Annotated in this window: 26 protein-coding genes and 1 pseudogene; 11 read left to right on the plus strand and 16 right to left on the minus strand. The window is 61.4% G+C overall.

Annotated features, from left to right (window positions below; genetic code table 11):
* Positions 1–466, plus strand: a pseudogene (locus PMI34_RS0127610) (alpha/beta fold hydrolase); the annotation flags it as partial.
* 117 nt (positions 467–583) lie between these two features.
* On the opposite strand, the gene dsbG reads toward PMI34_RS0127610, so the two are convergent.
* From dsbG to dsbD, 3 genes are read right to left on the minus strand one after another with little or no spacing between them, the layout of a single operon-like run.
* Complete coding sequence (gene dsbG / locus PMI34_RS00410; protein ID WP_008054226.1) at positions 584–1351, minus strand: thiol:disulfide interchange protein DsbG; 768 nt, start codon at positions 1349–1351, stop codon at positions 584–586.
* Entirely contained in the window at positions 1327–2181 is an 855-nt protein-coding gene (locus PMI34_RS00405) for a TlpA disulfide reductase family protein (protein ID WP_008054227.1), read from the minus strand. The genes dsbG and PMI34_RS00405 overlap by 25 nt, the downstream gene beginning before the upstream one ends.
* A complete protein-coding gene (gene dsbD, locus PMI34_RS00400) occupies positions 2181–3917 on the minus strand; it encodes a protein-disulfide reductase DsbD (protein ID WP_008054228.1) in 1737 nt (578 codons plus the stop codon). The genes PMI34_RS00405 and dsbD overlap by 1 nt, the downstream gene beginning before the upstream one ends.
* A 154-nt stretch (positions 3918–4071) precedes the next feature.
* Here dsbD and PMI34_RS00395 point away from each other — a divergent pair, with 154 nt between their 5' ends.
* The 4 genes from PMI34_RS00395 to PMI34_RS00380 all read left to right on the plus strand — a co-directional run bounded on the left by PMI34_RS00395 (position 4072) and on the right by PMI34_RS00380 (position 7990).
* Positions 4072–4752, plus strand: coding sequence for a response regulator (locus tag PMI34_RS00395; protein ID WP_008020398.1), 681 nt, complete (start codon positions 4072–4074; stop codon positions 4750–4752).
* Positions 4749–6074: an ATP-binding protein gene (locus PMI34_RS00390; RefSeq protein ID WP_032829950.1), complete on the plus strand. Its 1326-nt coding sequence runs from the start codon at positions 4749–4751 to the stop codon at positions 6072–6074. Before PMI34_RS00395 ends, PMI34_RS00390 begins: the two co-directional genes overlap by 4 nt.
* A gap of 206 nt (positions 6075–6280) precedes the next feature.
* The gene (locus tag PMI34_RS00385; protein ID WP_008054232.1) at positions 6281–7681 is read left to right on the plus strand and encodes an aspartate aminotransferase family protein; all 1401 of its coding nucleotides are present in this window, start codon (positions 6281–6283) and stop codon (positions 7679–7681) included.
* Positions 7682–7762: 81 nt separating this feature from the next.
* Entirely contained in the window at positions 7763–7990 is a 228-nt protein-coding gene (locus PMI34_RS00380) for an MbtH family protein (protein WP_008054233.1), read from the plus strand.
* 176 nt (positions 7991–8166) lie between these two features.
* Here the strand turns inward: PMI34_RS00380 and PMI34_RS00375 are convergent, their stop codons facing one another.
* The 9 genes from PMI34_RS00375 to PMI34_RS00335 all read right to left on the minus strand — a co-directional run bounded on the left by PMI34_RS00375 (position 8167) and on the right by PMI34_RS00335 (position 15147).
* Entirely contained in the window at positions 8167–9069 is a 903-nt protein-coding gene (locus PMI34_RS00375; RefSeq protein ID WP_008054234.1) for a metal ABC transporter substrate-binding protein, read from the minus strand.
* A complete protein-coding gene (locus PMI34_RS00370) occupies positions 9070–9969 on the minus strand; it encodes a metal ABC transporter permease (RefSeq protein ID WP_008054235.1) in 900 nt (299 codons plus the stop codon).
* On the minus strand, positions 9969–10739 hold the full coding sequence (locus PMI34_RS00365) for a metal ABC transporter ATP-binding protein (RefSeq protein WP_008054237.1): 771 nt from the start codon (positions 10737–10739) through the stop codon (positions 9969–9971). The genes PMI34_RS00370 and PMI34_RS00365 overlap by 1 nt, the downstream gene beginning before the upstream one ends.
* The gene (locus PMI34_RS00360) at positions 10736–11662 is read right to left on the minus strand and encodes a metal ABC transporter substrate-binding protein (protein WP_008054238.1); all 927 of its coding nucleotides are present in this window, start codon (positions 11660–11662) and stop codon (positions 10736–10738) included. Before PMI34_RS00360 ends, PMI34_RS00365 begins: the two co-directional genes overlap by 4 nt.
* A 35-nt stretch (positions 11663–11697) precedes the next feature.
* Complete coding sequence (locus tag PMI34_RS00355) at positions 11698–12273, minus strand: DUF6162 family protein (RefSeq protein WP_008054239.1); 576 nt, start codon at positions 12271–12273, stop codon at positions 11698–11700.
* Positions 12270–12599: a hypothetical protein gene (locus PMI34_RS00350; RefSeq protein ID WP_008054240.1), complete on the minus strand. Its 330-nt coding sequence runs from the start codon at positions 12597–12599 to the stop codon at positions 12270–12272. Before PMI34_RS00350 ends, PMI34_RS00355 begins: the two co-directional genes overlap by 4 nt.
* Positions 12596–13138: a hypothetical protein gene (locus PMI34_RS00345; RefSeq protein ID WP_008054241.1), complete on the minus strand. Its 543-nt coding sequence runs from the start codon at positions 13136–13138 to the stop codon at positions 12596–12598. The genes PMI34_RS00350 and PMI34_RS00345 overlap by 4 nt, the downstream gene beginning before the upstream one ends.
* Entirely contained in the window at positions 13135–14337 is a 1203-nt protein-coding gene (locus tag PMI34_RS00340; protein ID WP_008054242.1) for a PepSY-associated TM helix domain-containing protein, read from the minus strand. The genes PMI34_RS00345 and PMI34_RS00340 overlap by 4 nt, the downstream gene beginning before the upstream one ends.
* A gap of 351 nt (positions 14338–14688) precedes the next feature.
* A complete protein-coding gene (locus PMI34_RS00335) occupies positions 14689–15147 on the minus strand; it encodes a VOC family protein (protein ID WP_008054244.1) in 459 nt (152 codons plus the stop codon).
* Positions 15148–15434: 287 nt separating this feature from the next.
* Between PMI34_RS00335 and PMI34_RS00330 the strand changes: the two genes are divergently transcribed.
* From PMI34_RS00330 to PMI34_RS28530, 5 genes are all read left to right on the plus strand, one after another.
* A complete protein-coding gene (locus tag PMI34_RS00330) occupies positions 15435–15704 on the plus strand; it encodes a hypothetical protein (RefSeq protein WP_008054245.1) in 270 nt (89 codons plus the stop codon).
* Between the two features lie 101 nt (positions 15705–15805).
* Positions 15806–16420: a LysE family translocator gene (locus tag PMI34_RS00325; RefSeq protein ID WP_008054246.1), complete on the plus strand. Its 615-nt coding sequence runs from the start codon at positions 15806–15808 to the stop codon at positions 16418–16420.
* 206 nt (positions 16421–16626) lie between these two features.
* Complete coding sequence (locus tag PMI34_RS00320) at positions 16627–17784, plus strand: cysteine desulfurase family protein (protein WP_008054247.1); 1158 nt, start codon at positions 16627–16629, stop codon at positions 17782–17784.
* A gap of 65 nt (positions 17785–17849) precedes the next feature.
* On the plus strand, positions 17850–19658 hold the full coding sequence (locus PMI34_RS00315) for an aminopeptidase P family protein (protein WP_008054252.1): 1809 nt from the start codon (positions 17850–17852) through the stop codon (positions 19656–19658).
* A gap of 129 nt (positions 19659–19787) precedes the next feature.
* The gene (locus tag PMI34_RS28530) at positions 19788–19925 is read left to right on the plus strand and encodes a zinc-binding dehydrogenase (RefSeq protein WP_238538844.1); all 138 of its coding nucleotides are present in this window, start codon (positions 19788–19790) and stop codon (positions 19923–19925) included.
* Here the strand turns inward: PMI34_RS28530 and PMI34_RS00310 are convergent.
* Both PMI34_RS00310 and PMI34_RS00305 read right to left on the minus strand, forming a co-directional pair.
* Positions 19922–20512, minus strand: a complete 591-nt coding sequence (locus PMI34_RS00310; protein WP_008054253.1) for a 2-hydroxychromene-2-carboxylate isomerase — start codon at positions 20510–20512, stop codon at positions 19922–19924. The two genes, PMI34_RS28530 and PMI34_RS00310, sit on opposite strands and share 4 nt — an antisense overlap.
* Before the next feature lie 36 nt (positions 20513–20548).
* Positions 20549–21277, minus strand: coding sequence for an SDR family oxidoreductase (locus tag PMI34_RS00305; RefSeq protein WP_008054254.1), 729 nt, complete (start codon positions 21275–21277; stop codon positions 20549–20551).
* A gap of 94 nt (positions 21278–21371) precedes the next feature.
* Here PMI34_RS00305 and PMI34_RS00300 point away from each other — a divergent pair, with 94 nt between their 5' ends.
* A complete protein-coding gene (locus tag PMI34_RS00300; protein WP_008054255.1) occupies positions 21372–21932 on the plus strand; it encodes a TetR/AcrR family transcriptional regulator in 561 nt (186 codons plus the stop codon).
* Between the two features lie 14 nt (positions 21933–21946).
* Here PMI34_RS00300 and PMI34_RS00295 read toward each other — a convergent pair whose 3' ends face one another.
* Both PMI34_RS00295 and rhtA read right to left on the minus strand, forming a co-directional pair.
* Entirely contained in the window at positions 21947–22228 is a 282-nt protein-coding gene (locus PMI34_RS00295; protein ID WP_008054256.1) for a hypothetical protein, read from the minus strand.
* 169 nt (positions 22229–22397) lie between these two features.
* Complete coding sequence (gene rhtA, locus PMI34_RS00290; RefSeq protein ID WP_008054257.1) at positions 22398–23285, minus strand: threonine/homoserine exporter RhtA; 888 nt, start codon at positions 23283–23285, stop codon at positions 22398–22400.
* Positions 23286–23541 lie beyond the last annotated feature (256 nt).

A 23541-nucleotide genomic window follows, 5' to 3' on the forward strand; every position in this document is an offset into this window, starting at 1 on the left:
GAGCTGGCGCGGCACTACGGTGCCGAACCGGAGCCGACTCGCCAGTATTACTTTTCACTGTTGAAGCAGATCGAAGAGGGGGGGTATCACGCCAGCGCTGCTGGATGTCGTGGTGCCGATTTTCTTCCGGCCGGGCATCGATCCGCAGTCGGCGCTCTACCGGGATTTTCGTGCTTCCCTGGAGGCTCTACCCGCTGATCGCCTGCGTGAAAGCATCGTGCCGATGGGGTGGATTACGTTTGGGCGCGATGACCGGTTATTGCGGCTGGGCGAACTGGACGCTGCGACCACACTGGTGATGTGCGGCGATCAGGACAAGCCACGGCCACCGAGTGAAGCCCGTGAAATGGCTGAGCTGATTGGCTGCCCTTGGGTGCTGGTGCCGGAGGCGGGGCATATTTCCAATCTGGAGAATCCGGAGTTTGTGACTGAAACCTTGTTGGCATTTTTGGCCGACCGGGCTTAGTTGAATCTACCGCCGCCATCGCGAGCAAGCTCGCTCCCACAGATAATCACCTTTCCCTGTGGGAGCGGGCTTGCCCGCGAAGGCGTCAGTACTGTCATCGCAAATCTGAAGGTAAAACTACTTCGGCCCGAGAATCTTCGCCAGTTTGTCCGGCGACGGCGCGCCTTGCTGCTGTTGCAGATTACCCTTGTCGTCCATGTAGAAAATCGCCGGCGTCGCCTGTAACTCCAGCTCTTCCATCAATTGCATGTTGGCCGCGAACTTTGCCTGAATCGCCGGCGGTACTTGCTTCAAGGCCTTGAGCGAACTGTCTTTGCCAGCGCCTTCGTGATCCTGCAGGGCTTTTTCCGGGTCTTTGGCCGCGAGCAATGCGGCGGATTTCCCCGGGCTGTCCTCGCGGATGATGCCCACCATGATGTGGCGCAACTGCACCTTGCCAGCCGTGACCCACGGCCGGGCCTGCTCCCAGAACATGTTGCAGTACGGGCAGTTCGGATCACTGAACAGGTACACCACGCGCGGCGCATCCTTCTTGCCGTCGCCGATCCAGTTGCTGGTTTCGAACTTGGCCCAGACTTCCTTGGCCATCGGGGCATACACCAGTTTCTGCAATGGCGCGCTGCTCAGGTCATTGCCCTCGGCGTCATACAGATTGCCCAGCAACACGTGTTTGCCATCCGGGGTCAGGTACAGCGCCATGCCGCGGTTCTGGTATTGCGCGGCATAACCGCGCAAGCCGTCGGGGGCGTCGAACTGGCCGACGATTTTCGCGCCCTTGGCCTCGATTTTCTTGATCGCATCGGGCAACTCTTCGGCCTGCACCGATGGCAGGTGCAACAGGGCAGCACCGAGGCTCAGGGTCAGCAGGTGGCGGAGGCGGGGCATGGCAGTTTCCTTGAAGAGGTGGCGGGTACGGTGTCGAAGTTTTCCAGCGCACGGGCCAGGCTGGCTTCCGACAATTCACCCAGATGGCTGCCCAGCAGGCGACCCTCGGGGTTGTAGAACAGCGTAGTCGGCAACGCCATGGAGCCGACGGCCTGGCTCAGACGCCCGCTGCCGTCGAACAACACGTTGGACAGGCTCAGGCCCTGGGTTTCCAGAAAGGTCGCGACGCTTTGCATGCTTTCCGCCTGATTGACGAACAGGAACGTCAGGTCCGGCCGTTGTTGCTGGGCGTTTTCCAGCACCGGCATTTCCCGGCGGCACGGCGGGCACCAGGTGGCCCAGAGATTGATCACCAACGGGCCGCCCTTGTAGTCGGCCAGTTGCACGGTGTCGCCGGCGGCGTTGCGCAGGGTGATTTCCGGCAGGCGTGTGCCTTGTTCATAAATCGACAGGGAGAACGTCGCCAACAACCAGAAGGCCAGGCCACTGGTCACGCCAAAGCCCAATGGACGGCGCAGACCCGGGCGACGCCAGCCGCGATACAGCGTGGCGAGCAATACGACAACTACCCCGGGCCAGGCGAGAAAACCGCCATCGCGCAGGTCGATGACCTGCCACGGATCGTTGCGATAGTGCACCCAATAGGCCGCCACGAAACTGATTCTGGCCGCCAGCATGCCCAGCAGGAACAGGCTGAACAGCACCGACTCGGGGTTTTCACCACCACGCTTGGCAATCCGCCAGCCGACAAGAGTGGCCAGCGCCAGCGCACTGATCAGCAGCAGGTGATTAAGCGCGATGGCAAAGGTGCCGAGGGTGAAGGTCAGCATTAACGGGCGTCTCGGGTGGTGGTCCAGCGTTGCAGGAACGTATCGGCATCGACCTCGCCGGTGATGCGCTGGCTGCGTCGCTCTTCACCGTCCACGCCAATCCACAGCAGGCTCGGTGGCCCTGGCACTTTGTAACGGCCGAGCAGTTCGCGGCTGGCGGCATTGTCGGCGGTGACGTCCAGTCGGAGCAAGCGCACATCGCTCAAGGCTTCGAGGACACGGGTTTTGCCGAAGACCTGTTTTTCCATGACCTTGCACGACACGCACCAGTCGGCGTAGTAGTCCAGCAATACCCACTGGCCCTGTGCCTGGGCGGCGTCGAGTTCCCGTTGCAGTGCCTGCGGATCCTTGATGGTGGTGAAGGCATCGTGGCCAACCGGCACGGCGGCCACAGCCTGGTTCGAGGCGCGGTAGACCTGCAATGGCTTGAACGGATCATCGCCGCCACCGGCCGCACCGATCACCAACAGGCCACCCCATAGACCGAGCAACAGCGAACTGGCGCCAAACAGGTGCGCGATACGGCCAAAACCTTCCGACTGTTTCCAGGCGCTATAGGCCGCGATCAAAAGCAGCGCACCGCACAAGCCGACCCACAGGGATTCGTCCAGCACCGGGCGCACCATCAACAATGCGGTGGCGAGGAACAGGAAGCCGAAAATACCTTTGACCAGGTTCATCCAGGCGCCGGGCTTGGGCATGAAGCGATTGCCGACGGTCACCAGCAACAGCAGCGGCACACCGATGCCGATACCCATGGCGAACAGAATCAGCCCGCCATGCAACGCGTTACCGCTTTGCGCGATGTAGAGCAGGGCGCCGGCCAGCGGTGCGGTCATGCACGGGCCCACCAGCAGACCGGACAGCGCCCCCAGCACTCCGGCGCCGATCAGATTGCCGCCGCGTTGATTGCGCGAGACATTTTCCAGGCGATCACGCACGGCCACCGGCAGTTGCAGTTCGAAGAAACCGAACATCGGCAGCGCCAGCAGCACGAAAATCGCCGCGAAACTGCCCAGCAGCCAGGGGTTCTGCAACCAGGCTTGCAGGTTCGCCCCGAGGGAGGCGGCCAGCACACCCATCGCCGCATACACCAGCGCCATGCTGACCACGTAGCTGCTGGCCAGGGCGAAACCGCGTTTGGGCGAAGCGCCACTGCCGACGATCAACCCGGCGAGAATCGGCAGCATCGGCAATGAACAAGGCGTGAAGGCCAGCAACAGGCCCAGGCCGAAGAACAGCAAAAGGCTCCAGCCCAGCGCCCGTTGTTGCAGACCGCTGGCCAGCGCCTGGTCCGGTGCTTCAGTGACCACATCCAGCGCATTGGTATTGCCCAGGTCCACGACTCTGGTTTGTGGCGGATAACACAAACCGGCATCGGCACAGCCCTGGTAACTGACCTTGACCTGACCGCTGGCACCCGCCGGAATCTTCAGTTCCAGGCCCTGACGGTAGACTTGCTGTTCACCGAAAAACTCGTCGCTGTGGGCTTCACCCTCCGGCAACGCTGGATGCTGTTCGACAGGCAAACCGTCGAACTTCAAGCGTTTCTGGTACAGGTAATAGCCGTCTGTGATCTGCCAATAGAGCTGGGTCTCACCGGATTCCAGGCGTTCAGAGGTAAACGTGAAGGCTTTATCAACCGGGAGGAATTCAGGTTTGGTGTCGAACGGATTGGTTCCCGCCTGGGCCAGGCCCGCGATCAAGAAGGTAAAAAGTAAAAACAGACGACGCATGGATAAGCCTTTGCCCTGTGCTAATGAGGTGCACAGTGGCGCGTGGCGATTAACCGATGATTAACCGCCCTGGCCTTGTGACGGTGGCACTTGCGGCATAATGTCGACTTAATCGGTCAACGGCTTAATAGGCTTTATTTCTACGAGGCTCCCCATGCACGTACTGGTTTGCGAAGACGATGAATTGATCGCCAGCGGTATCGTCGCCGGTCTGACCGCTCAGGGCCTGACCGTGGAACACGTCGCCACGGCGTCCGCTGCCCGGGCGATGCTCAAGGTGGCGGAGTTCGACGTTATGGTGCTCGACCTCGGGTTGCCGGACGAGGATGGCCTCAAGCTGCTGCAGCAGTTGCGCCATCAAGGCCTGGAGTTGCCGGTCTTGATCCTCACCGCCCGTGACTCTGTCACTGACCGCGTCGATGGCCTGCAAGCCGGTGCCGACGACTATCTGCTCAAGCCGTTCGACTTGCGCGAACTCGCCGCACGCTTGCACACGCTGTTGCGGCGGGTGGCGGGGCGTAGCGTCAATCTGATCGAGCATGGTGCCCTGACTTACGACCCGAGCAGCCGCGAAACCACGCTCGCGGGGCAGCCGGTGGACCTGTCGCGTCGTGAGCAGTCATTGCTGCAAGCCTTACTGCATAACCGTGGCCGCGTGTTGTCTACCGAGCAACTCAAGGACAGCGTCTACGGTTTCAACGACGAACTGGAAAGCAACGCCCTCAACGTCCATATCCATCACCTGCGGCGCAAGCTCGGCAACGGTATTGTCGAGACCGTGCGCGGCCTGGGCTATCGCCTGGGGCCGGCTGATGGCGGAGAAGAATCGAAGTGATGAGTCTGCGTTTGCGCCTGAGCCTGACGCTCGGCGCCGCCTTTGCTTTGATCTGGGCCCTGGCCGCGGCCTGGATGCTCAGCGATTTGCGCAATCAAATGATGTTCTCCCTCGACCAGCGCCTGGTGGCGTCGGCGCGCATGGTCGCCGGCTTGATGGAGCAACTGCCGCCCGTGCCGAGCAAGGGCGAGGGCACCCACTTCAGTGCCGAACAGCTGAACATTCCAGGTGGCATGGCCTGTCAGGTCAGTTCGTTGCGCGGTGAGATCCTTGCCCGCAGCCACACCGATCCGCAGCAGACCCTGGAGGCCGAGAAACTCGGTTTTCACGATCAGATGATCGACGGCGCGCCGTGGCGCAGTTTCACATTGGCCCGGGGCGATCTGCGTATCACCACCGCCGACCGGCAGATCGAGCGCGAGGCGTTGAACATGTCGATCCTGCTGGCCGCTTCGGTGCCGGTGGGCGTGGCGCTGCTCGGTTGCCTGTGTTTGCTCTGGCTGGGCATCGGCCAGGGGCTGGCGCCGCTCAACCGCATGCGCGACGCCTTGATGCGCCGCAGCGCCGACTCCCTCGAGCCCTTGCAGATCCAGCCGCTGCCCAGCGAGCTGCAACCCTTGCTGGAAACCCAGAACCAGTTGCTCCAGCGCATCGGCAAAGCCATCGAGCGCGAACGGCGCCTGACCGGGGATGCGGCCCACGAACTGCGCAGCCCGCTGACCGCGATCAAGACCCACCTGCAAGTGGCGCGCATGACCGACGGCAGCGCCCGGGATCAGTCCCTGGCCCGGGCCGAAGAGGGCGCCGACCGCATGCACCGGACCCTCGAACAATTGCTGTTGCTGGCGCGCGTCGAGGGCAGTCTGTCGTTTGACGACGGAGTGCAATGCAACGCCGAGCAAGTGGCGAAACTGGCGATCCAGGACGCGGCGAGCGGCGATCGCCAACGCATCAGGTTTCAGGCCCCGGGCAAGGTTTCCGCCGCGCCGGTACAAATGCCCGCCGTGCTGTCGATTGCCGCGCTGCGCAACTTGCTCGACAACGCACTGCGCCATACCCCCGCCGACAAATCGGTGGAGTTGAGCCTGGAAACCACCGGCAACCGTGTGCAATTCGTGGTACGCGACCATGGGCCGGGGATTGCCGAAGAAGATCTGCAGCACCTGACCCAGCGCTTCTGGCGCAATGGCCAGAGCACCGGTTGTGGTCTGGGGCTGGCGATTGTCCAGGCCATCGTTCAGCGTTGCGGTTGCACGCTGCATTTCGATAGCCGGCCGGACGGCTTGCGGGTCGAGCTGACGATGCCGTTGCAACCGGCCTGAAAAACACCACCATCCCCTGTGGGAGCGGGCTTGCTCGCGAAGAGGCCATTGCATTCAACATCATTGTTGACTGTTACACCGCCTTCGCGGGCAAGCCCGCTCCCACAGGGTATTGCGGTGACCGCCAAGAAAGCGGATTGAAAGTCTAAATCCTCACCCCGCTGATGCGTTTCCAGAACAGGAAAACCGTATTGAGGGGTCGAGAGATGTCAGTCGCTACCAGCCTGATCGAAGAGCAACCGGCGACGCCCGCCGAGACGCTTTATCAATTCAACGAATCGCCGCTGCTGGCCCGTCAGAGCCGGCAGGAATCCAATGCCCGCAGCTATCCACGGCGCATTCCCCTGGCACTCAAACGCGCCAGGGGCCTGTATGTCGAAGACGTCGAAGGCCGCACCTTCATCGATTGCCTGGCCGGTGCCGGAACCCTGGCCCTGGGGCACAACCACCCGGTGGTGATCGAAGCCATCCAGCAAGTGCTGGCCGATGAACTGCCGCTGCACACCCTGGACCTGACCACGCCGGTCAAGGACCGGTTCGTCCAGGATCTGTTCGCTCTGCTGCCGCCAGCCCTGGCCGCTGAAGCGAAGATCCAGTTCTGTGGCCCGACCGGCACCGACGCCGTGGAAGCGGCACTGAAGCTGGTGCGCACCGCCACTGGTCGCAGCACCGTGCTGTCGTTCCAGGGGGGGTACCATGGCATGAGTCAGGGCGCGTTGAGCCTGATGGGCAGCCTGGGGCCGAAAAAGCCCTTGGGCGCCTTGCTCGGCAGTGGCGTGCAGTTCATGCCGTACCCTTACGATTACCGCTGCCCGTTCGGGCTTGGCGGCGAGCAAGGGGTCAAAGCCAACCTGAATTACCTGGAAAACCTGCTCAATGATCCCGAGGCCGGCGTGCAATTGCCCGCAGCAGTAATCGTGGAGGTGGTGCAGGGCGAGGGTGGGGTGATCCCGGCGGATCTGGACTGGTTGCGCGGTGTGCGGCGGATCACTGAACAGGCGGGTGTCGCGCTGATCGTCGATGAAATCCAGAGTGGCTTCGCCCGCACCGGCAAGATGTTCGCCTTCGAGCACGCCGGGATCATTCCCGATGTCGTGGTGATGTCCAAGGCCATCGGTGGCAGCCTGCCGCTGGCGGTGGTGGTCTATCGCGACTGGCTCGACACCTGGCTGCCGGGCGCCCATGCGGGGACGTTCCGTGGCAATCAGATGGCCATGGCCGCCGGTTCCGCAGTGATGCGTTATCTGGTCGAACACAAGGTCTGCGAGCATGCCGCCGCGATGGGCGAGCGCCTGGCCGAGCACCTGCGCATCCTGCAGCGGGACTTCCCGCAACTGGGTGACATTCGTGGGCGTGGCTTGATGCTCGGCGTCGAACTGGTCGACCCGACGGGCGCGCTGGATGCCCAGGGTCATCCGCCGGCCTTCGCCCGCCTGGCACCCCTGGTGCAGCGCGAATGCCTCAAGCGTGGCTTGATCCTGGAACTCGGTGGCCGCCATGGCGCGGTGGTGCGCTTCCTGCCGCCGCTGGTGATTACTACTGCGCAAATCGATCGCGTGGCCGAAATCTTCGGCCGGGCCCTGGCCGCCGCCACCGTCAGTCTTTAAATTTTCCGCCCTGCGGAACGTTCTTTCTACATAACGGCTGCGCGCACAGCGCAGCCCGCCCGATAACGATGGAGAGACACCATGACGTCAGTATTCGACCGCGAGGACATCCTCTTTCAGGTCGTGGTCAACCACGAAGAGCAATACTCGATCTGGCCCGACTACAAAGCCGTGCCACAAGGCTGGCGCACCGTGGGCAAAAGCGGGCTGAAAAAGGAATGCCTGGCCTACATTGAAGAGACCTGGACCGACATGCGTCCGCTGAGCCTGCGGCAGAAAATGGACGAGCAGGGGGCTGTGGCGCACTGATCCGTCATGCAAAAAGAAGCCCGCTGGACTGGTGACAGTCAGCGGGCTTTTTCAGGTCTGGAATTTGTGTTGTCTGTCAGGCCGCTTTCGCGAGCAAGCCCGCTCCCACATTTGGAATGCTGTGCCCTGTGGGAGCGGGCTTGCTCGCGAAGAACGATAACGCGGTCCAGCTGAGGTTACACGCCACTAAGCCCGTCGATGACCAGCTCCACATTCCCCTCCAGCTCCGCCACCGGATCCTCGGCATCGGTACTCAGCACCACCAACCGGCTACCCGACCCGGCAATCAGCGCTTTCAGCGCATCCGACGGTTGCCTGTGATGCAGCACTAGCGCGACGTCATTGTCCTTGAGCGTCGTGGCCAATTGCGTGAGCGCCTCCGGTGTCCACTCGGCATCGGCGCGTGCGTCCTGGCCGATCAATTCCAGATTGAGACCGCCGATCAGGTAGCCGAAGTGATCGCTGAGACTCAGCACACTCAGGTTGTCCGCGTTGGCCAGCCGCGCTTCGCTGGTGGCACTGAGCTTGAGCAAGCGCTGTTTCAACGCGGCCAGGTTAGCGTCGATTTTCGGCTTGGCCTCGGGGGCCAGGCGTACCAGGTCCGCCGCCATCACATCGGCCATGCGCCCCATGTTATTGCTGGAGAACCACGGCTGGCTGTTCAGCCCGTCGACCTTGTTGTCGGGTTGCACGGCTATGCCGGGCAGGGCGCCGTCCACCGGGCGGGCGGCGTCGACTTCGACGATGCGGATATTGCTGCGCCGGGAGATCGGGTACAGCGGGTCATCCGGCCACAGTGAGCGCAGGCCGATCACCGCATCGGCACCGTCCGCCAGCCTGGCCAGCGCCGGGGCACCACGGCCGGTGAAGTAGGCGGTCTGGCGGCTGCCGGGCAAATTGGCCGGGGCTGCACGTTCGAGGCTGACATCGGTGCCCTTGAGCAACACTTCACCCAGCCCATAAGTAATCGGCAAGGAGGCCAGCACACGCAGCGGTTTGCCGTTGTCGGCGGCGATGGCCGTTGGCGCCAGCCCGAACAGGGCGACGGCGAGGGTCAGTTGACGCAGTGAAAAAGTCATTTATCCAAGGTTCCCTTTCAGGCTGGGGACAACGCCGCGCGCGAGGGCGGCCATGGCGAAGGCGATACCGGCCACGAGGATGATCGCGGCACCGGACGGGATTGGCAGGTCGAAGACAATCGGCGCGAGAATCCCGCACAGCGTGCTGACGGTGGCGATCAGCACCGAACACCAGAAAAAGCCCTTCAGCGATTGGCTGAGCAGGCGTGCCGCGGCGGCCGGAATCACCAGCAGGGCGCCGACCAGAATCGCGCCGATGACTTTTACGGCGGCGACGGTGATCAGCGTCACCAGAATCACGAACAGATAATCCAGTGCCTTCACCGCCACCCCGCGCACCGCCGCCAGTTGCGGGTTGAAACTGGCTAGCATGATGCGGTTGTACAGCGGCAAGGCCAGGGCCATCACCAGCGAACCGACGATGGCCAGCACCAGCAGGTCATTGCCGTTGACTGTCAGCACCGAGCCGAACAGCACGTTTTCCAGAATGTGCACGTTGATCTTGCCCGCCAGAATCAGCAGCAGGCTCGCGCCCAGGGCAAGCGACACCGAGAGAAACACACCGATCAAGGTGTCCGGCGCCAGGCCGGTGCGGTTGCGCAGGTAATTGAGCAGGATGCCGAACAGCAGGCAGTAGCCGAACAGGCTGCCGTAAGGCCCGGTGTAGGGTTCGCCGAGCAGGATGCCGATGGCCACGCCGGTCAGCGCGGCATGACCGACTGCTTCGGAGAAAAACGCGAAGCGCTTGACCACCACCAGCGTGCCAAGGCCGCCCAGCACCGGGCCGATCAGCAGTCCGGCGATCAACGCGTTGACCACGAACCCATAGGCCAGCGCCTCGGGCAGATAACCTGACGACGCCCAGCCCTGGACCATCAGGCGAAAAGCTTCGTAACTCATCAGGCAAGGCTCCGTGGGTGGGTCGAGAACAGCGTCAACAAACGCTCCGGTGTCAGCGCCTGTTGCGGCGTGGCGTCGAACAGCACCCGGCGATTGAGCCCTGTGACGTGATCGGCCAGGCGCCCGACCGCCTCCAGGTCGTGCTCGATCCACAGTACGGTGATGCCCGCCGCTCGCCAGTCGCTGAGCAAGCGTTCGAACACCCGGATGCCGGCCTCATCAAGGGCCGACATGGGTTCGTCGAGCACCAGCAATTGTGGAGGCGGAATCAGCCCCTGGGCCAGCAACACCCGTTGCCGTTCGCCGCCGGACAGCGCGCCCATGCGGCGCTTGCGTTTGTCCTGCATGCCGACCCGCTCCAGCGCCTCGCCAATCGCCGCCGCGTAGTGTTTGCTCAAGCCAAGAAAGGCCGGGCGACGCTGGCACATGGCAGCCATGAAATCGTCGACGGTCATCGGCAAGCCCCGGTCGAACTCCAGCGCCTGTGGCACATAGCCGATGGTCCCCGGCTCGGTTGGCCATTGCAGGCTCAAGCGCCCCTGGTGCGGCATCTGCCCGAGCAGGGTTTTGATCAGCGAGCTCTTGCCACCGCCGTTGGGACCGACCAGTGCGTGCACGCTGCCGGGGCGAACCTGGAAGGTTACGTTGTCGAGGATCGTCGTGCGGCCCAGCGTCAGGCTGACGTCGGCGAAATCCAGAGTCGGTCCCACAATGGATTCGGAGTCACTTGGAACGGGGTTTTGTGCACTGATGATCTCCTTGGCAGTCATGCCCCCGACTCCTGAATCGCCCGCACCACGGTGTCGAGGTTGCCGGTCATTTCCTTTTCGTACTTGTCGGCGGTGTATTCGCCGTAGGAAATGTGCGACAGCGGATACAGCTTCACCCCGGATTCGCGCTGGATGGTGTCGACGTAAGTGGAAGGAAAGTCAATCTCCGAGAAGATTACCTTCACGTCCAGCTCACGCAGTTGATCGATGGTTTTTTTCAGCTGACTCGGGCTTGGCTCGATACCGTGGGCCGGTTCGACCACGGCCGTCACTTCCAGGCCGAATTCGCGCAACAGGTAGTCGTAGGCCGCGTGCACCGTGGCCACCCGCAGTTCGGCGTTCGGTGCCTGGGTCAGTTTGGCCAGGGCGTCGGCGCGCATCTTGCGCAGACGCTTGCCGTAGGCGCGGGCGTTTTCGGTATAGGTCCTGGCATTGGCCGGGTCGAGCTTGCCCAGCTCCCGGGCGATGTTGTTGATCTGAGCGATGGAAGCACTGATCGACAGGAAGGTGTGCGGATTCACCACTTTGCCGGCGCCGCGGGCGGCCACGCCGGTGGCGGCGAGCAGCGGCACATTCTCGTTGGCTTCGATCACCGGCACGTTCGGGGTTTCGCTGGCGGCGATCATGCGGTCGGCGAAGTCGTCGTGGCCGACACCGTTGAGCACGATCACGTCCAGCCCGCTGATGCGCTTGATGTCTTCGGCGCGGGGCTCGTAGGCATGTGGATTGAAACCGGCCGGAATCAGCGGCACCACCTCGGCCTTGTCGCCGACGATGTTCGCCACATAGCTGTAGTAGGGATGCAGGGTGATGCCGATGCGCAGGCGCTTGGCTTCGTCGGCGCTGGCCAGTGATGGCAACAGGCAGGCGAGCAAGCTGACCAGCAGCAGGCGTAAAAAACAACGGTGAGATGAATTGGGCATGGGAAAGCGGTCTTCTCTCGGAAAAAGGCGAGGGTTCAGTGCCGGTGCTGGCGGGTCACGCCGGCATCGAATTGCGCGACGACCTGCTGCCAGCCGGCGCTTTCGAGCGCGGCATCGCTGAGGTCGGCAGGGGGCGTGAGCTTGCTGGCGCGGTTGAGCCAGATGTCCGGTGCGCCATCGTCGGTTGCGCTCAGGCGCAGCAGGAACGAACCGGCAACCGTCGGCGTCTGGCTCTGGCCGAAATAGGCCCTGGCGTCGAGCAATTGCCAGTCATGGCCGCCCCGGCTGACGGAGCTGGCGTCCCGGGCAAACGGCGCAAACCCTTCTTCGGCCAGCGCCTCGGGTGTCGGCAGCGTTTGCTGCTCCTGGCGCAGCAAATGGATCTCGTCCAGCGTCACTCGCAGATCGGCGTAGATACCTTGCTCGGATGCACTGAGGTCACGGCGCGCATCCAGTTGGTGGCTGCTGACGCTGCTCACCTCATGGGATTCACCACGCCAGAGCACCACCGAGCCGGCCACCGCCAGGATCATCAGGCACAGCAGCAGAACGTAGAGGGTTTCGTGACCGGCACCGGCCGGGCGCACGACTTGGGTCGTTGGTGTGCTCATGGTGCCTCGATATCCGCTTGGTCGATTTCCACGACGTGACCGGGACCTGCGTCGAACAGCACGTAGAACTCGGCGCCGGGCTTCTTGAAGGTCAGGGTCGAATCAGGCCCGAGCTTGCCCGGCACCAGGATGGTTTCGTCGTAGCCGATCACATCGAGGGTCACGCCCGGAGCGCCGCTGCCGTCGGAAAACCCACCGGTGCACTTGATCTGCTGCGCGTCGATGGCCTTGCACTCGCACATCGGGTTGTGGGCCAGGGCGCTGGCGCTGAAGCCGGCGCAGAGCACCAGCAACACGACGCTGAGCGGGCGAAGGGGGTTGATCATGGTTTGCCTCCTTGTTTGTTCAACCAGGCGATGGTGGCGGGGGAGGCCTGGCTCAAAGGAATGGATGCCTGATGCATGGCGCCGTCCCAGCCTTCCATGGTGATCCACAGTTCGGCGTCGGCCGTGGTCCTTTCCGGGACGGGCAGCGAAGCGCCCATGCGGTACGGGGCGCCGAAGAAAATCACCCCGGCGGCGCGCAGGCTGCGGGGCTTGCCGATGCGCAGGTAAGTGGCCTTGACCTGGCCGATACAGGCTTCGCACAGAGCGGCGTTGAAACCCTTCATGTAGCCGGCGGGGCCTTCGAGCATCGGTGCTGAATTGCGCAATTCCGCCAGGCGCAGGCTCCAGGGGCCGACCCGGACTTCGCCGACTTCTCGTTCGCCAAGGCCACTGTCGCCGCGCATCAATGCCTCGTCGGCGAAGTACTTGGGCATGAAACCGAGTGGAATCAGCAGCAACAGGACGTTCAGGTGAAAGCGCCATTGGTGCCAGAACACAATCAGGCGCGAAGGTAGCGGGGCTGCAATGTTTTTGCTCACAGGTCGACCTCCGATACTTCGTTGTTCCTGGCCGGTTGCGCCCTGGTGTCGCGCTGTTTTTTGTTGCTGCGTTTGAAGGCATTGGCCGTGGCCAGCGCCGTGCGCTTGGTCCAGATCAGCAGGCCGCTGAGCACCATCATGCTCAGCAGCAGGCCGAAGAACGCCCAGATCAGCTTGATCCACAGTCCGCCAAAATCGCCGGTGTGCAGCGGGCGCATGGACTCGGTGACGAACTCCAGGGCCGAGCGGTCCGAGATCAGGCGCGAGGCGGCGATTTCGCCGTTGTACGGGTTGATCGTGGCGGTCTGGAACATCAACGGATACCAACCGCGTCCGCCGACATCCAGGTGGCTGTAGGCATTACCCGGCAGGCTGACGAAACTGGCCTCCAGCCCGGAGATTTTCTGTGTGGCGATTTCAACCGCGCGATCAAGGTCGATACGCGGCGGGGGCGAGCCATCGGCTGACAGCGGCACCGCTTCGCGGGACATCGCCGGGATGATCTTTTCCGTGGAAATGGAAATCTGGTTATCGGACAGCACTGCCTGGATCAGGAACCAGGTGCCGGTAATGGAAATCACCGCGATGAACCAGATCGACCAGATGCCGCTCAAGCGATGAAAGTCGCCCCAGAAAATCCGCGCGCCGTGGCGAATGCGCAGGGTCGGTCGGAAAAAGCCTTTCCAGAAGCGTTTGTAGACCACCAGTCCCGTGACCAGCGAAGCCAGCAACGGCAGGCCGAGAAACGACACCAGGTACCAGCCCCAGCTATAGCCATTGGTAAAAGGCACCAGCCACCAAGCGTGCAGGGCGCGGGTGAAGGCGCGGAAGTTGAATTGCGGCGCGACACCCTGGATCACGCCGCTGTACGGATTGACATAAATCACCACCGAGCGCCCGTCGGGGTAGCTGACTTCGACATCCAGGGCGAAGTGCGACTCGTCGGGGCGGCTGATGCTCTGCACCACGGTCTGCGGTTCGGCCTTGTTGATGGCCTCGATGACCTGCTGATAGCTGAGCAGCGGAACATCGTCCGAGGGCTGGGTGGCACGCATTGGCGGGTTGGCCAGCCAGACGATTTCCTGGCTGATGACGGCCAGGGTGCCGGTCACACAGACGATCAGCACGAAAAACCAGATCGGCAGCGCCAGCCAGCTATGGACCAGGAACCAGATTTTTGAACGGGACTTCTTTGACATGTTGGAGGTCTTGCCTGGATGAGTGGCCGCTCGGCTGCGGGCTTCGCAGGGATGAGCGACATGAAGGTCCAGTCGTGGCTTTTGCCTACGCGAACGGACTGCATCTAGGTAGGACGGATGAGCAGGGGAAATCCCGAAAGGGGAAATGAAAGAAAATGTTTCGCGAGGGGCGGAGAGGCAGAGCAATCCGCGCACGACCGACCGCAGGATTTACATTCACTGAAGATCAAACGGTGGGAGCGGGCTTGCTCGCGAAGGGGACGGCACATTCAAAGTCAATGTTGCCTGACACACCGCCTTCGCGAGCAAGCCCGCTCCCACAGAGTCCGAGCGAGCCTGCTCGCGAAGATTTCAACCCTGCTGAAACATCTCCTTCGCCCGTTGTTCAATCTGCTCCTGGGTCAGGTCTTCCTTGTGCGTGGCCAGGAACCACAGGTGCCCGAAGGGATCCTTCAAGGTGCCCGTACGGTCGCCGTAAAACTGATCCTTGACCTCCGATACAACGGTTGCGCCGGCATCGATCGCCTGTTTGTAGGACTTGTCGACATCCGTCACATACAAATGCAGACCCACGGACGGCGAATTGTCCGGGTTGCTCAGCGGCCCTTGATCACACGGTGTGCCGAGCATGATCGGGCAATCGCCGATGCGCAGTTCAGCGTGGCCGACACTGCCACCGGGCATGTCCAGGCGCATGATTTCAACGGCGCCAAAGGCTTTTTTGTAGAACGCGATGGCTTCGGCGGCTTTGTTGATGCCCAGATAGGGGGTGACGCTGTGATACCCCTCTGGAATGGGTTTGACGCTCATGATGGATCTCCCTGTTGTTGTTTTGTGAATAGAAAGTACCTGTGCCGTTGTACGACCGAATAAATATAGGCCAGCCACTTTCGCCTCACCGAGTGCCCGACGAGCAGCAGCGCCATATAAGTGCCATCAAGCCGGCTCCAACGAGTGCGCTCCTGGCCCGCGTTCTCCCGGCAATCGACAATGATCGCCATTTCTTGATAGCCACTATTGAAAGCGTTGATTTCTGCTGCCCGGGAGGCGCGGGTAGCCTGTGTTCATTGCCTCGAACCAGTCGCCAGGACGCCAAAATGAAACCGATGATTGCCACTTTACTGATGCTCGCCGTCTCCGTACTCGCCGGATGTGCCAGCCATGTTTCCCCTGAACTTCGGCCTTACACGGCTGAAGAAAGCAAGGAGCTGGCATTGGAAGCGCTGAACCGCCGCGGTCTGTCCTTCGACGAATACCACGCGAAAAAAGCCGAACTGCTCGGCCAGCCGCAAAAGTCGTTCAATTTCGACAACCAGGGTGAAATGAACGCCGGGCGATCTGTACAGCTTCACGGTCGTCCAAGCTGAGGCGAAACTGTACCGCTCCAAGTTTCGCGTAACTGTCCATGGGTTTCGCCCAAGGGGTGCGATAGGGTCAACACCTGACCGACCCTGACGGACTGCCACCCATGACGCTCTCACTCGACCTGCTGCTGGGCTTCGCCCTGTTTGCCCTCGTCACCTCGATCACACCCGGCCCGAACAACACCATGTTGCTGGCATCCGGGGTGAACTTCGGCTTCAACCGCACGATTCCACACATGCTCGGTATCACTTGTGGTTTTTTCGTACTGGTGGTGGCGGTCGGTTTCGGCCTTGGCGCAGTGTTCCAGACTTACCCTTTGCTCTACACCGTGCTGCGTTATGCGGGGGCGGCGTATTTGCTGTATCTGGCGTGGAAAATCGCCCATTCCGGACCAATGTCGGAGAGCCAGCAGGGCGAGGCGAAACCGATCAGCTATTTGGGCGCCGCCGCATTCCAGTGGGTCAATCCCAAGGCCTGGATCATGGCCATTGGCGCCATCAGCACCTACACGCCGATGCAGGGGTACTTCACTAATGTGATCGTGATCGCCGCCGTCTTTGCGATCATCAACCTGCCGAGTGTCGGTGTCTGGGCCGCTTGCGGCACGCTGTTGCGCAATGTTCTGAAGGATCGCCGCTGGCTGCGCCTGTTCAATTGGGGCATGGCCGCACTGCTCGTGGGTTCGCTGTATCCGCTGTTGCTCGAAAGCTTTAGCTGATGCATTGCTTCAACCGGTTGCCCGATGCCTGTTAAGCTGACTTTTCAGGAGCGTTCCTACGCACTTTTAAATGAAGTAATTCTTCTTTAACGGCATCCGATCAGGTATTGGTAACGTTCTGAAAACAGCGCGCAGCTCACAAGGCTGCGCTTTGCCGTTTGCAGTCACGAGCTTCCTGATCCCGGAACACGCTCTGCGAGTCTTTTATGAATAAACGTCCGTTGTATTTCGATTACGCCGCCACCACGCCGGTGGATGAGCGGGTCATCAAGGTGATGGTCGAGTGTCTGGGCTTTACCGGCAATTTCGGCAACCCGGCCTCCAGCTCCCACGTCTTCGGCCAGCAGGCCCGGCAATCGGTCGAACAGGCGCGACGCCAGGTCGCCGAACTGGTCGGCGCGACGCCCGGGCAGATCGTCTGGACCTCCGGCGCCACCGAATCCAACAACCTCGCGCTCAAAGGCGTGACCCAGGCTCGCGGCACTGGCGGCGGCCATATCATCACCAGCCAGATCGAACACAAGGCCATTCTCGATACCGCCAGGCAACTGCAGGATGCCGGTGTCGCGGTGACCTATCTGGTGCCGGACGCCGAGGGCCTGATCACCGCTCAAGCGGTCAGCGAAGCGATGCGCGAGGACACCTTCCTGGTGTCGCTGATGCTGGTCAACAACGAACTGGGCACCCTCAACGACATTCCCGCCATCGGTCAGGTCGTGCGTGAACGCGGGGCGTTGTTCCATGTCGACGCCGCACAGGGCGCGGGCAAAGTGGCGATCGATCTCGGGCAGTGGCCGGTGGACCTGATGTCGTTTTCCGCGCACAAGCTCTATGGCCCCAAAGGCATCGGCGCGTTGTACGTCGGCCCGCGCGCGCAACAGCGTTTGCAGGCACAGATCCATGGCGGCGGGCATGAGGGCGGTTTGCGTTCCGGCACCCTGGCGACCCATCAGATCGTGGCCATGGGCGCGGCCTTTGCACTGGCGGCGGCTGCGTTCGATGAAGAGAAAGCAACCATCGTGCGTTTGCGTGAACGCTTGCTCGAGCAATTGCAGAGCATTCCCGGCATGCGTCTCAACGGCAGCCCGACCCGGCGCATTCCCCATACCCTGAGCCTGACCTTCAGCGAAGGCGAGTTCAACCCGGCGGCGTTGCTGGCCTCGATCGCGTTTTCTGCGACATCCGCCTGCAATTCCGCGAGCAATACCCCATCCCATGTGCTGCTGGCCCTGGGGCATGATGCCCGGTCGGCCAGTCGCACCATCCGCTTGAGCCTCGGGCGTTTCACCTCCGAGCAGGACATCGACCAGGCGGTTCAACTGATCAAGGCAGCCTGCACCAGTGCTCCGGCATTCTGGCAATAGGGCAACGAAGCGCCGACATTGATCGGCACTCAACAATAATGATGACGTGGTTAGCAGGAGACACGATGAATACGCAGCTTTCGATCAATGGATCGGTGCCCCAGCGCCTGGCGCAAACCCGCGAACTGATGAGCCGGGAGGGCATTCACGCCCTGTTGGTGCCGTCGGCCGACCCGCACCTGTCCGAATACCTGCCGGGCTACTGGCAGGGGCGCCAGTGGTTGTCGGGTTTCCATGGTTCGGTCGGCACCCTGATCGTGACCCCGGACTTTGCCGGCGTCTGGGCCGACAGCCGTTATTGGGAGCAGGCGACCAAGGAACTCAAAGGCAGCGGCATTGACCTGGTCAAGCTGCAACCGGGTCAACCCGGGCCACTGGAATGGCTGGCCGAGCAAACCCCGGAGGGTGGCGTTGTCGCGGTCGATGGCGCGGTCATGGCCGTGGCTTCGGCACGGACCCTGGGCAGCAAACTTGAAGAGCGTGGCGCTCGCCTGCGCACCGATATCGACCTGTTGAGCGGCGTCTGGAGCGACCGCCCAGGTCTGCCGAACGAACCGATCTATCAGCATTTGCCGCCACAGGCGACCGTCAGCCGTGGCGAGAAACTCGCCAAACTGCGTGAAACCCTTCAGGCGCGTGGCGCCGACTGGCATTTCATCGCCACCCTCGATGACATCGCCTGGCTGTTCAACCTGCGTGGCGGCGACGTGTCGTTCAACCCGGTGTTTGTTTCTTTCGCCTTGATCAATCAGCAACAGGCCACGCTGTTTGTCGCCCTGAGCAAAGTCAGCACGCAGTTGCGCGCCATTCTCGAACAGGACGGCGTGACCTTGCGCGATTACAGCGAGGTCGCCGCCGCACTGCGTGCCGTGCCGAGCGGCGCGAGCCTGCAAGTCGACCCGGCGCGGGTCACGGCAGGGTTGCTGGACAACCTGAACAGCGGGGTGAAGCTGATCGAAGGCCTGAACCCGACTACCCTGGCCAAATCGCAAAAAAGCCTGGCCGATGCCGAACACATTCGTCAGGCCATGGAGCAGGACGGCGCAGCACTGTGCGAATTCTTCGCCTGGCTGGACTCGGCACTGGGGCGCGAGCGCATCACCGAACTGACCATCGACGAAAAACTCACCGCCGCACGTGAGCGCCGTCCGGATTATGTGTCGCTGAGCTTCAATACCATCGCCGCGTTCAACGCCAATGGCGCGATGCCGCACTACCATGCCACCGAAGAAGAACACGCGGTGATCGAAGGGGACGGTCTGTTGCTGATCGACTCCGGCGGCCAGTACCTGGGCGGCACCACCGACATCACGCGGATGGTTGCGGTGGGCACACCGACCGATGAGCAAAAGCGCGATTGCACCCGCGTGCTCAAGGGCGTGATTGCCTTGTCCCGCGCGCAGTTCCCGAAGGGCATTCTTTCGCCACTGCTCGATGCCATCGCCCGTGCGCCCATCTGGGCGGAAAGTGTCGACTACGGTCACGGCACCGGTCATGGCGTCGGTTACTTCCTGAACGTCCACGAAGGTCCGCAAGTCATCGCTTATCAGGCCGCGCCTGCACCGCAAACCGCGATGCAACCCGGCATGATCACGTCCATTGAGCCGGGCACCTATCGTCCGGGTCGTTGGGGTGTGCGGATCGAAAACCTGGCGATGAACCGTGAGGCAGGCAAAAGCGAATTCGGCGAGTTCCTCAAGTTCGAAACCCTGACCCTGTGCCCGATCGATACGCGCTGCCTGGAAACCTCGCTGCTGTCGGACGAGGAAAAGCAGTGGTTCAACGCCTACCACGCCGAAGTGCGCGAGCGCCTGAGTCCGTTGGTCGAGGGGGCTGCGCTGGAGTGGCTGAACACTCGCACTGCGGCTATTTGATCGGGTGCAGTTAATTGTTCCTGTGTAGCTCAGGCGCGTTATCCAGCGCCTGAGCCATATAGTCGACAAACGCTTTGACCGTGGCGGATTGGCGACGATTCGCCGCAGATACGGCATTTATCTATCGCCGTGGCGGCGCGGTTGATTGAGGCGGGTAAGCTCTTGCCGTTGCTTGACCCGCACTCGTTCACATTGCAGACCGCAGGAGCCGCCCATGTACTGCTCTTGTCGGGAGCGGCAAAGGGTCGGTTGGTGGTCGAGATTTAACTCAAGGCTTCGAGCACGAAGCCCAGTCGATCCTGGCCGAAGTACAACTGGTTGCCGACAAACATGCTCGGCGCTCCGAACACCCCTCGCTGCACAGCTTTTTCGGTGTTCTCCTTGAGCACGGCTTTGACTTCTGCATCAGCGGTCAGGGCCAGCACCTCTTGCGGGTCGAAAGCGTTTTCGCTCAGCACTGCCGCGACAGTTGCCGGTTCATCGAGATTCCGACCGTCGACCCAAATGGCCTTGAACAGGCAATCGATGAACGCGCTAAAGCGTTCAGGGTGGCGCAACTGCATGCCTGTTACGGCGCGCATCAGCATCAAGGTGTTGATCGGGAAGTGCGGATTGAATTTCAGAGGCACGCCGTAGCGTCTGGCGTAGCGGTCCAGATCCTGAAGCATGTAGCGGCCCTTTGCCGGGACAGTAACCGGAGAGGCGTTTCCGGTGGCTTTGAATACCCCGCCCAACAAGAGCGGAATGTAGACCAGCCGGGTATCGGTCTGTGCACAGATTTTCGGTAGCTGGGTATAGGCCAGATAGGTGGCGGGGCTGCCGAGGTCGAAGTAGAACTCCACGGTTTTGCTCATGTTCAAGGCGCTCGTCTTGTTGTTATGTGTGGGGAGTTACCAGCGCTCGCTCCAGGGGCGAAGGTCCAGTTCGAAAGTCCAGGCATCACGGGGCTGGCTGTGAAGGTACCAGTAGTTTTCGGCGATATGCTCGGGATCGAGGATGCCATCCTGATCCTTGGTCGCGTATTTCTCGGGGAAACTGTCGCGGATGAAGTCGGTATCGATGGCGCCGTCGACGACGACATGGGCAACGTGAATATTCATGGGGCCGAGCTCTCGGGCCATGCTTTGCGCCAGCGCTCGAATGCCGTGCTTGGCTCCGGCAAATGCGGCGAACCCGGCAGCGCCGCGCAGGCCTGCAGTGGCACCGGTGAACAGGATCGTGCCTCGCTGGCGCTTGGCCATGCGTATGGCCACTTCACGGGCATTGAGAAAACCGGAAAAACAGGCCATTTCCCAGATCTTGAAATACTTTCGGGCGGTTTCTTCGAGAATGCTGCACGGCACATTGGCGCCGATGTTGAAGACAAATGCCTCGATGGGGCCGATTTCGCTTTCGATCTGCTCGACCAGTGCTACCACATCGTCTTCCTTGCGGGCATCGCAGGCGAAACCGTGGGCCTCGCCACCATCGGACTTGATGGCATCCACCAGTGGCTGGAGCTTGTCCGCACTGCGGCGGGTGACGCAGGCGACAAAACCCTCCTTGGCAAAACGCTTGGCAATGGCGCCGCCCGTGGAATCACCTGCACCGACGACCAGTACGACCTTCTTGTTATTCATGGGTAGATCCCTTTTGGTAAACGATCGTTAACTAAACGAACGTTATGCTATGATTCGACAGACGTCAAGGCGAGCAATCCAGGGGGGAAGGACAATGCGTTATTCGGCCAGTCACAAGCTGGAAACCAGGCAAAGGCTGCTGGAAAGCAGTGCGGTATCGGCCAAGAAGTCCGGATTTTCAACGGTGGGCGTGGACGGCCTGATGAAAGCGATTGGCTTGAGTGGCGGCGCCTTCTATAGCCACTTTTCGTCGAAAGACGAGTTGTTCGCAAGCATTGTCGAACGTGAGTTGGGACAAAGCCTGACGCGACTGGGGGAGGGGCAGGACCGTGACAAGCTTGAGCGCTGCTTGAAGCAGTACCTGAGTATGTCTCATGTCGAGAATCCGGAAACCGGGTGTGCATTGCCGGCATTAGGGGCGGAAATTGCCCGTTCCGACCTGACTGTCCGTCAACAGGCAGAGCACTGGATTTGTCGGCTTCAGGAACGTTGGGCGGGTGTACTGCAAAGCGACAGCCTGGCGTGGGCGATACTGTCGCAATGTATTGGCGCGCTGGTCGTGGCGCGCATGCTGGCTAGCCCGGATATCCAGCGTACAGTGCTGAAGTCCAGCTACGAGGAAATTGGCCGTCAGATCGCAAGTCCGAGAACCTGACGCGACGGCCGTGCCTATTTGCAGATGACAATCATGCTGCGGCTGGTATAACCCGCAGGATTGAGGCCGAACGGGTAATCGCCGGGCTCTTCCACGGCATCTCCCGATTTGGCGATGACCTTGTATCCCTTGGGGGCGCAGGAATTGGCGGCGCTGGCGTAGCACTTGTCCCAGGATGAAGACAGTCCGGAGCAGTTGATGTGTAGCCCTTTCTTGCCGTGCTTGATCTGTGTTTCCGAGGTCGCTGCGCAGCCCGCAATTGCAAGTACGGCGACCAGTATCAAAAATCGTTTCATTACTGTCCTTATAGCGTCCCCGGATCTTGTGCCCGGGTCTGGCTGCATTCGCTTTCGCTAGACGCGTACTGATATCCCTATCTGAAATTGTCCGTGGCATGACTCTGGATTGCGGGGCTAAACATGGCCTAATTGAGCGGCAAATACCAGAGCCGTGTCATATCTGCTTTCAATCTGCCGCTACTGCTGGCCTGGTGGCAGAACTCATGGTCATGGTGGCACCGACGGATGCCAGAATAATGCACATGATTGCCATCCATTGTGACAGCGAGAGGTATTCATGAAGGAACAGCAAGCCGGATAGCGCGCCAAAGGCTGGCTCGATACTCATCAGGGTGCCGAAGGTTCTGGCCGGCATGCGGGTCAGCGCGACCATCTCCAGGGTGTAGGGGAGGGCAGTGGACAGGATGGCGACACCCAGGGCCACAGGGATCAATGACGGGGTCAGCAAAGCGGAACCGGCATGGACAATACCGATGGGGGCTACGAACAGCGCCGCGATCATTACCCCCAGTGCGGCGGTTTGCACGCCATTGTCGGCCCCGGCTTTTTGACCGAACAAAATGTACAGCGCCCAGCAGACCCCTGCACCCAAGGCATAACCGGCACCTACCAGATCGATGCCGGCGGTCGCTTCCCCCGTCGGTATCAGTAACAGTAAGCCGACGGCTGCCAGTGCGATCCACAAAAAGTCGATCGCACGACGCGAAGCGTAGATCGCCACCGCCAGTGGGCCGGTGAATTCAAGCGCCACCGCGATGCCCAGCGGGACGGTTTGCAACGACATATAGAAGAGGAAGTTCATGCCGCCCAGCGCCATCCCGTAGACGATGACAGTGCGCAGGGATCTGGCGGTGAGTTTTGCCCGCCATGGACGCAGTATCAGCATCATGATCACGCTGGCAAAAATCAGTCGTAATGTTGTCGTCCCCTGAGGTCCGACAACGGCGAACATGCTTTTGGCCAGGGAGGCTCCGGACTGGATCGACGCCATGGCTATGAGCAGCAGCCCAACCGAGAACAGGGTAGAGGCTAGGCTGCGAGACTGGTCATTCATTACGTGGCATCGTCCGAAATATAGGAGTCAAGGGCGTTTCTATTTGTGTTGGGCAATATACTGCGCATTCCCTGCAGGCGCGTCTATATATAAGCAGTGTTTTTGCACATATCGATAGAAATCCGAATCAGTGCTTGACGGCAGATTCTGGAGGCCTATAATTCGCCCCACTTCCGGCGCAGTCGAAACGGAAAACTCCTTGGTAAACAACGAGTTACGCAGTTTTCGGCAGTGGGTTGCTTCAGTTCATCGAAGC

Source organism: Pseudomonas sp. GM74, from assembly GCF_000282455.1.
In the GTDB taxonomy this organism is placed as follows: Bacteria; Pseudomonadota; Gammaproteobacteria; order Pseudomonadales; family Pseudomonadaceae; genus Aquipseudomonas.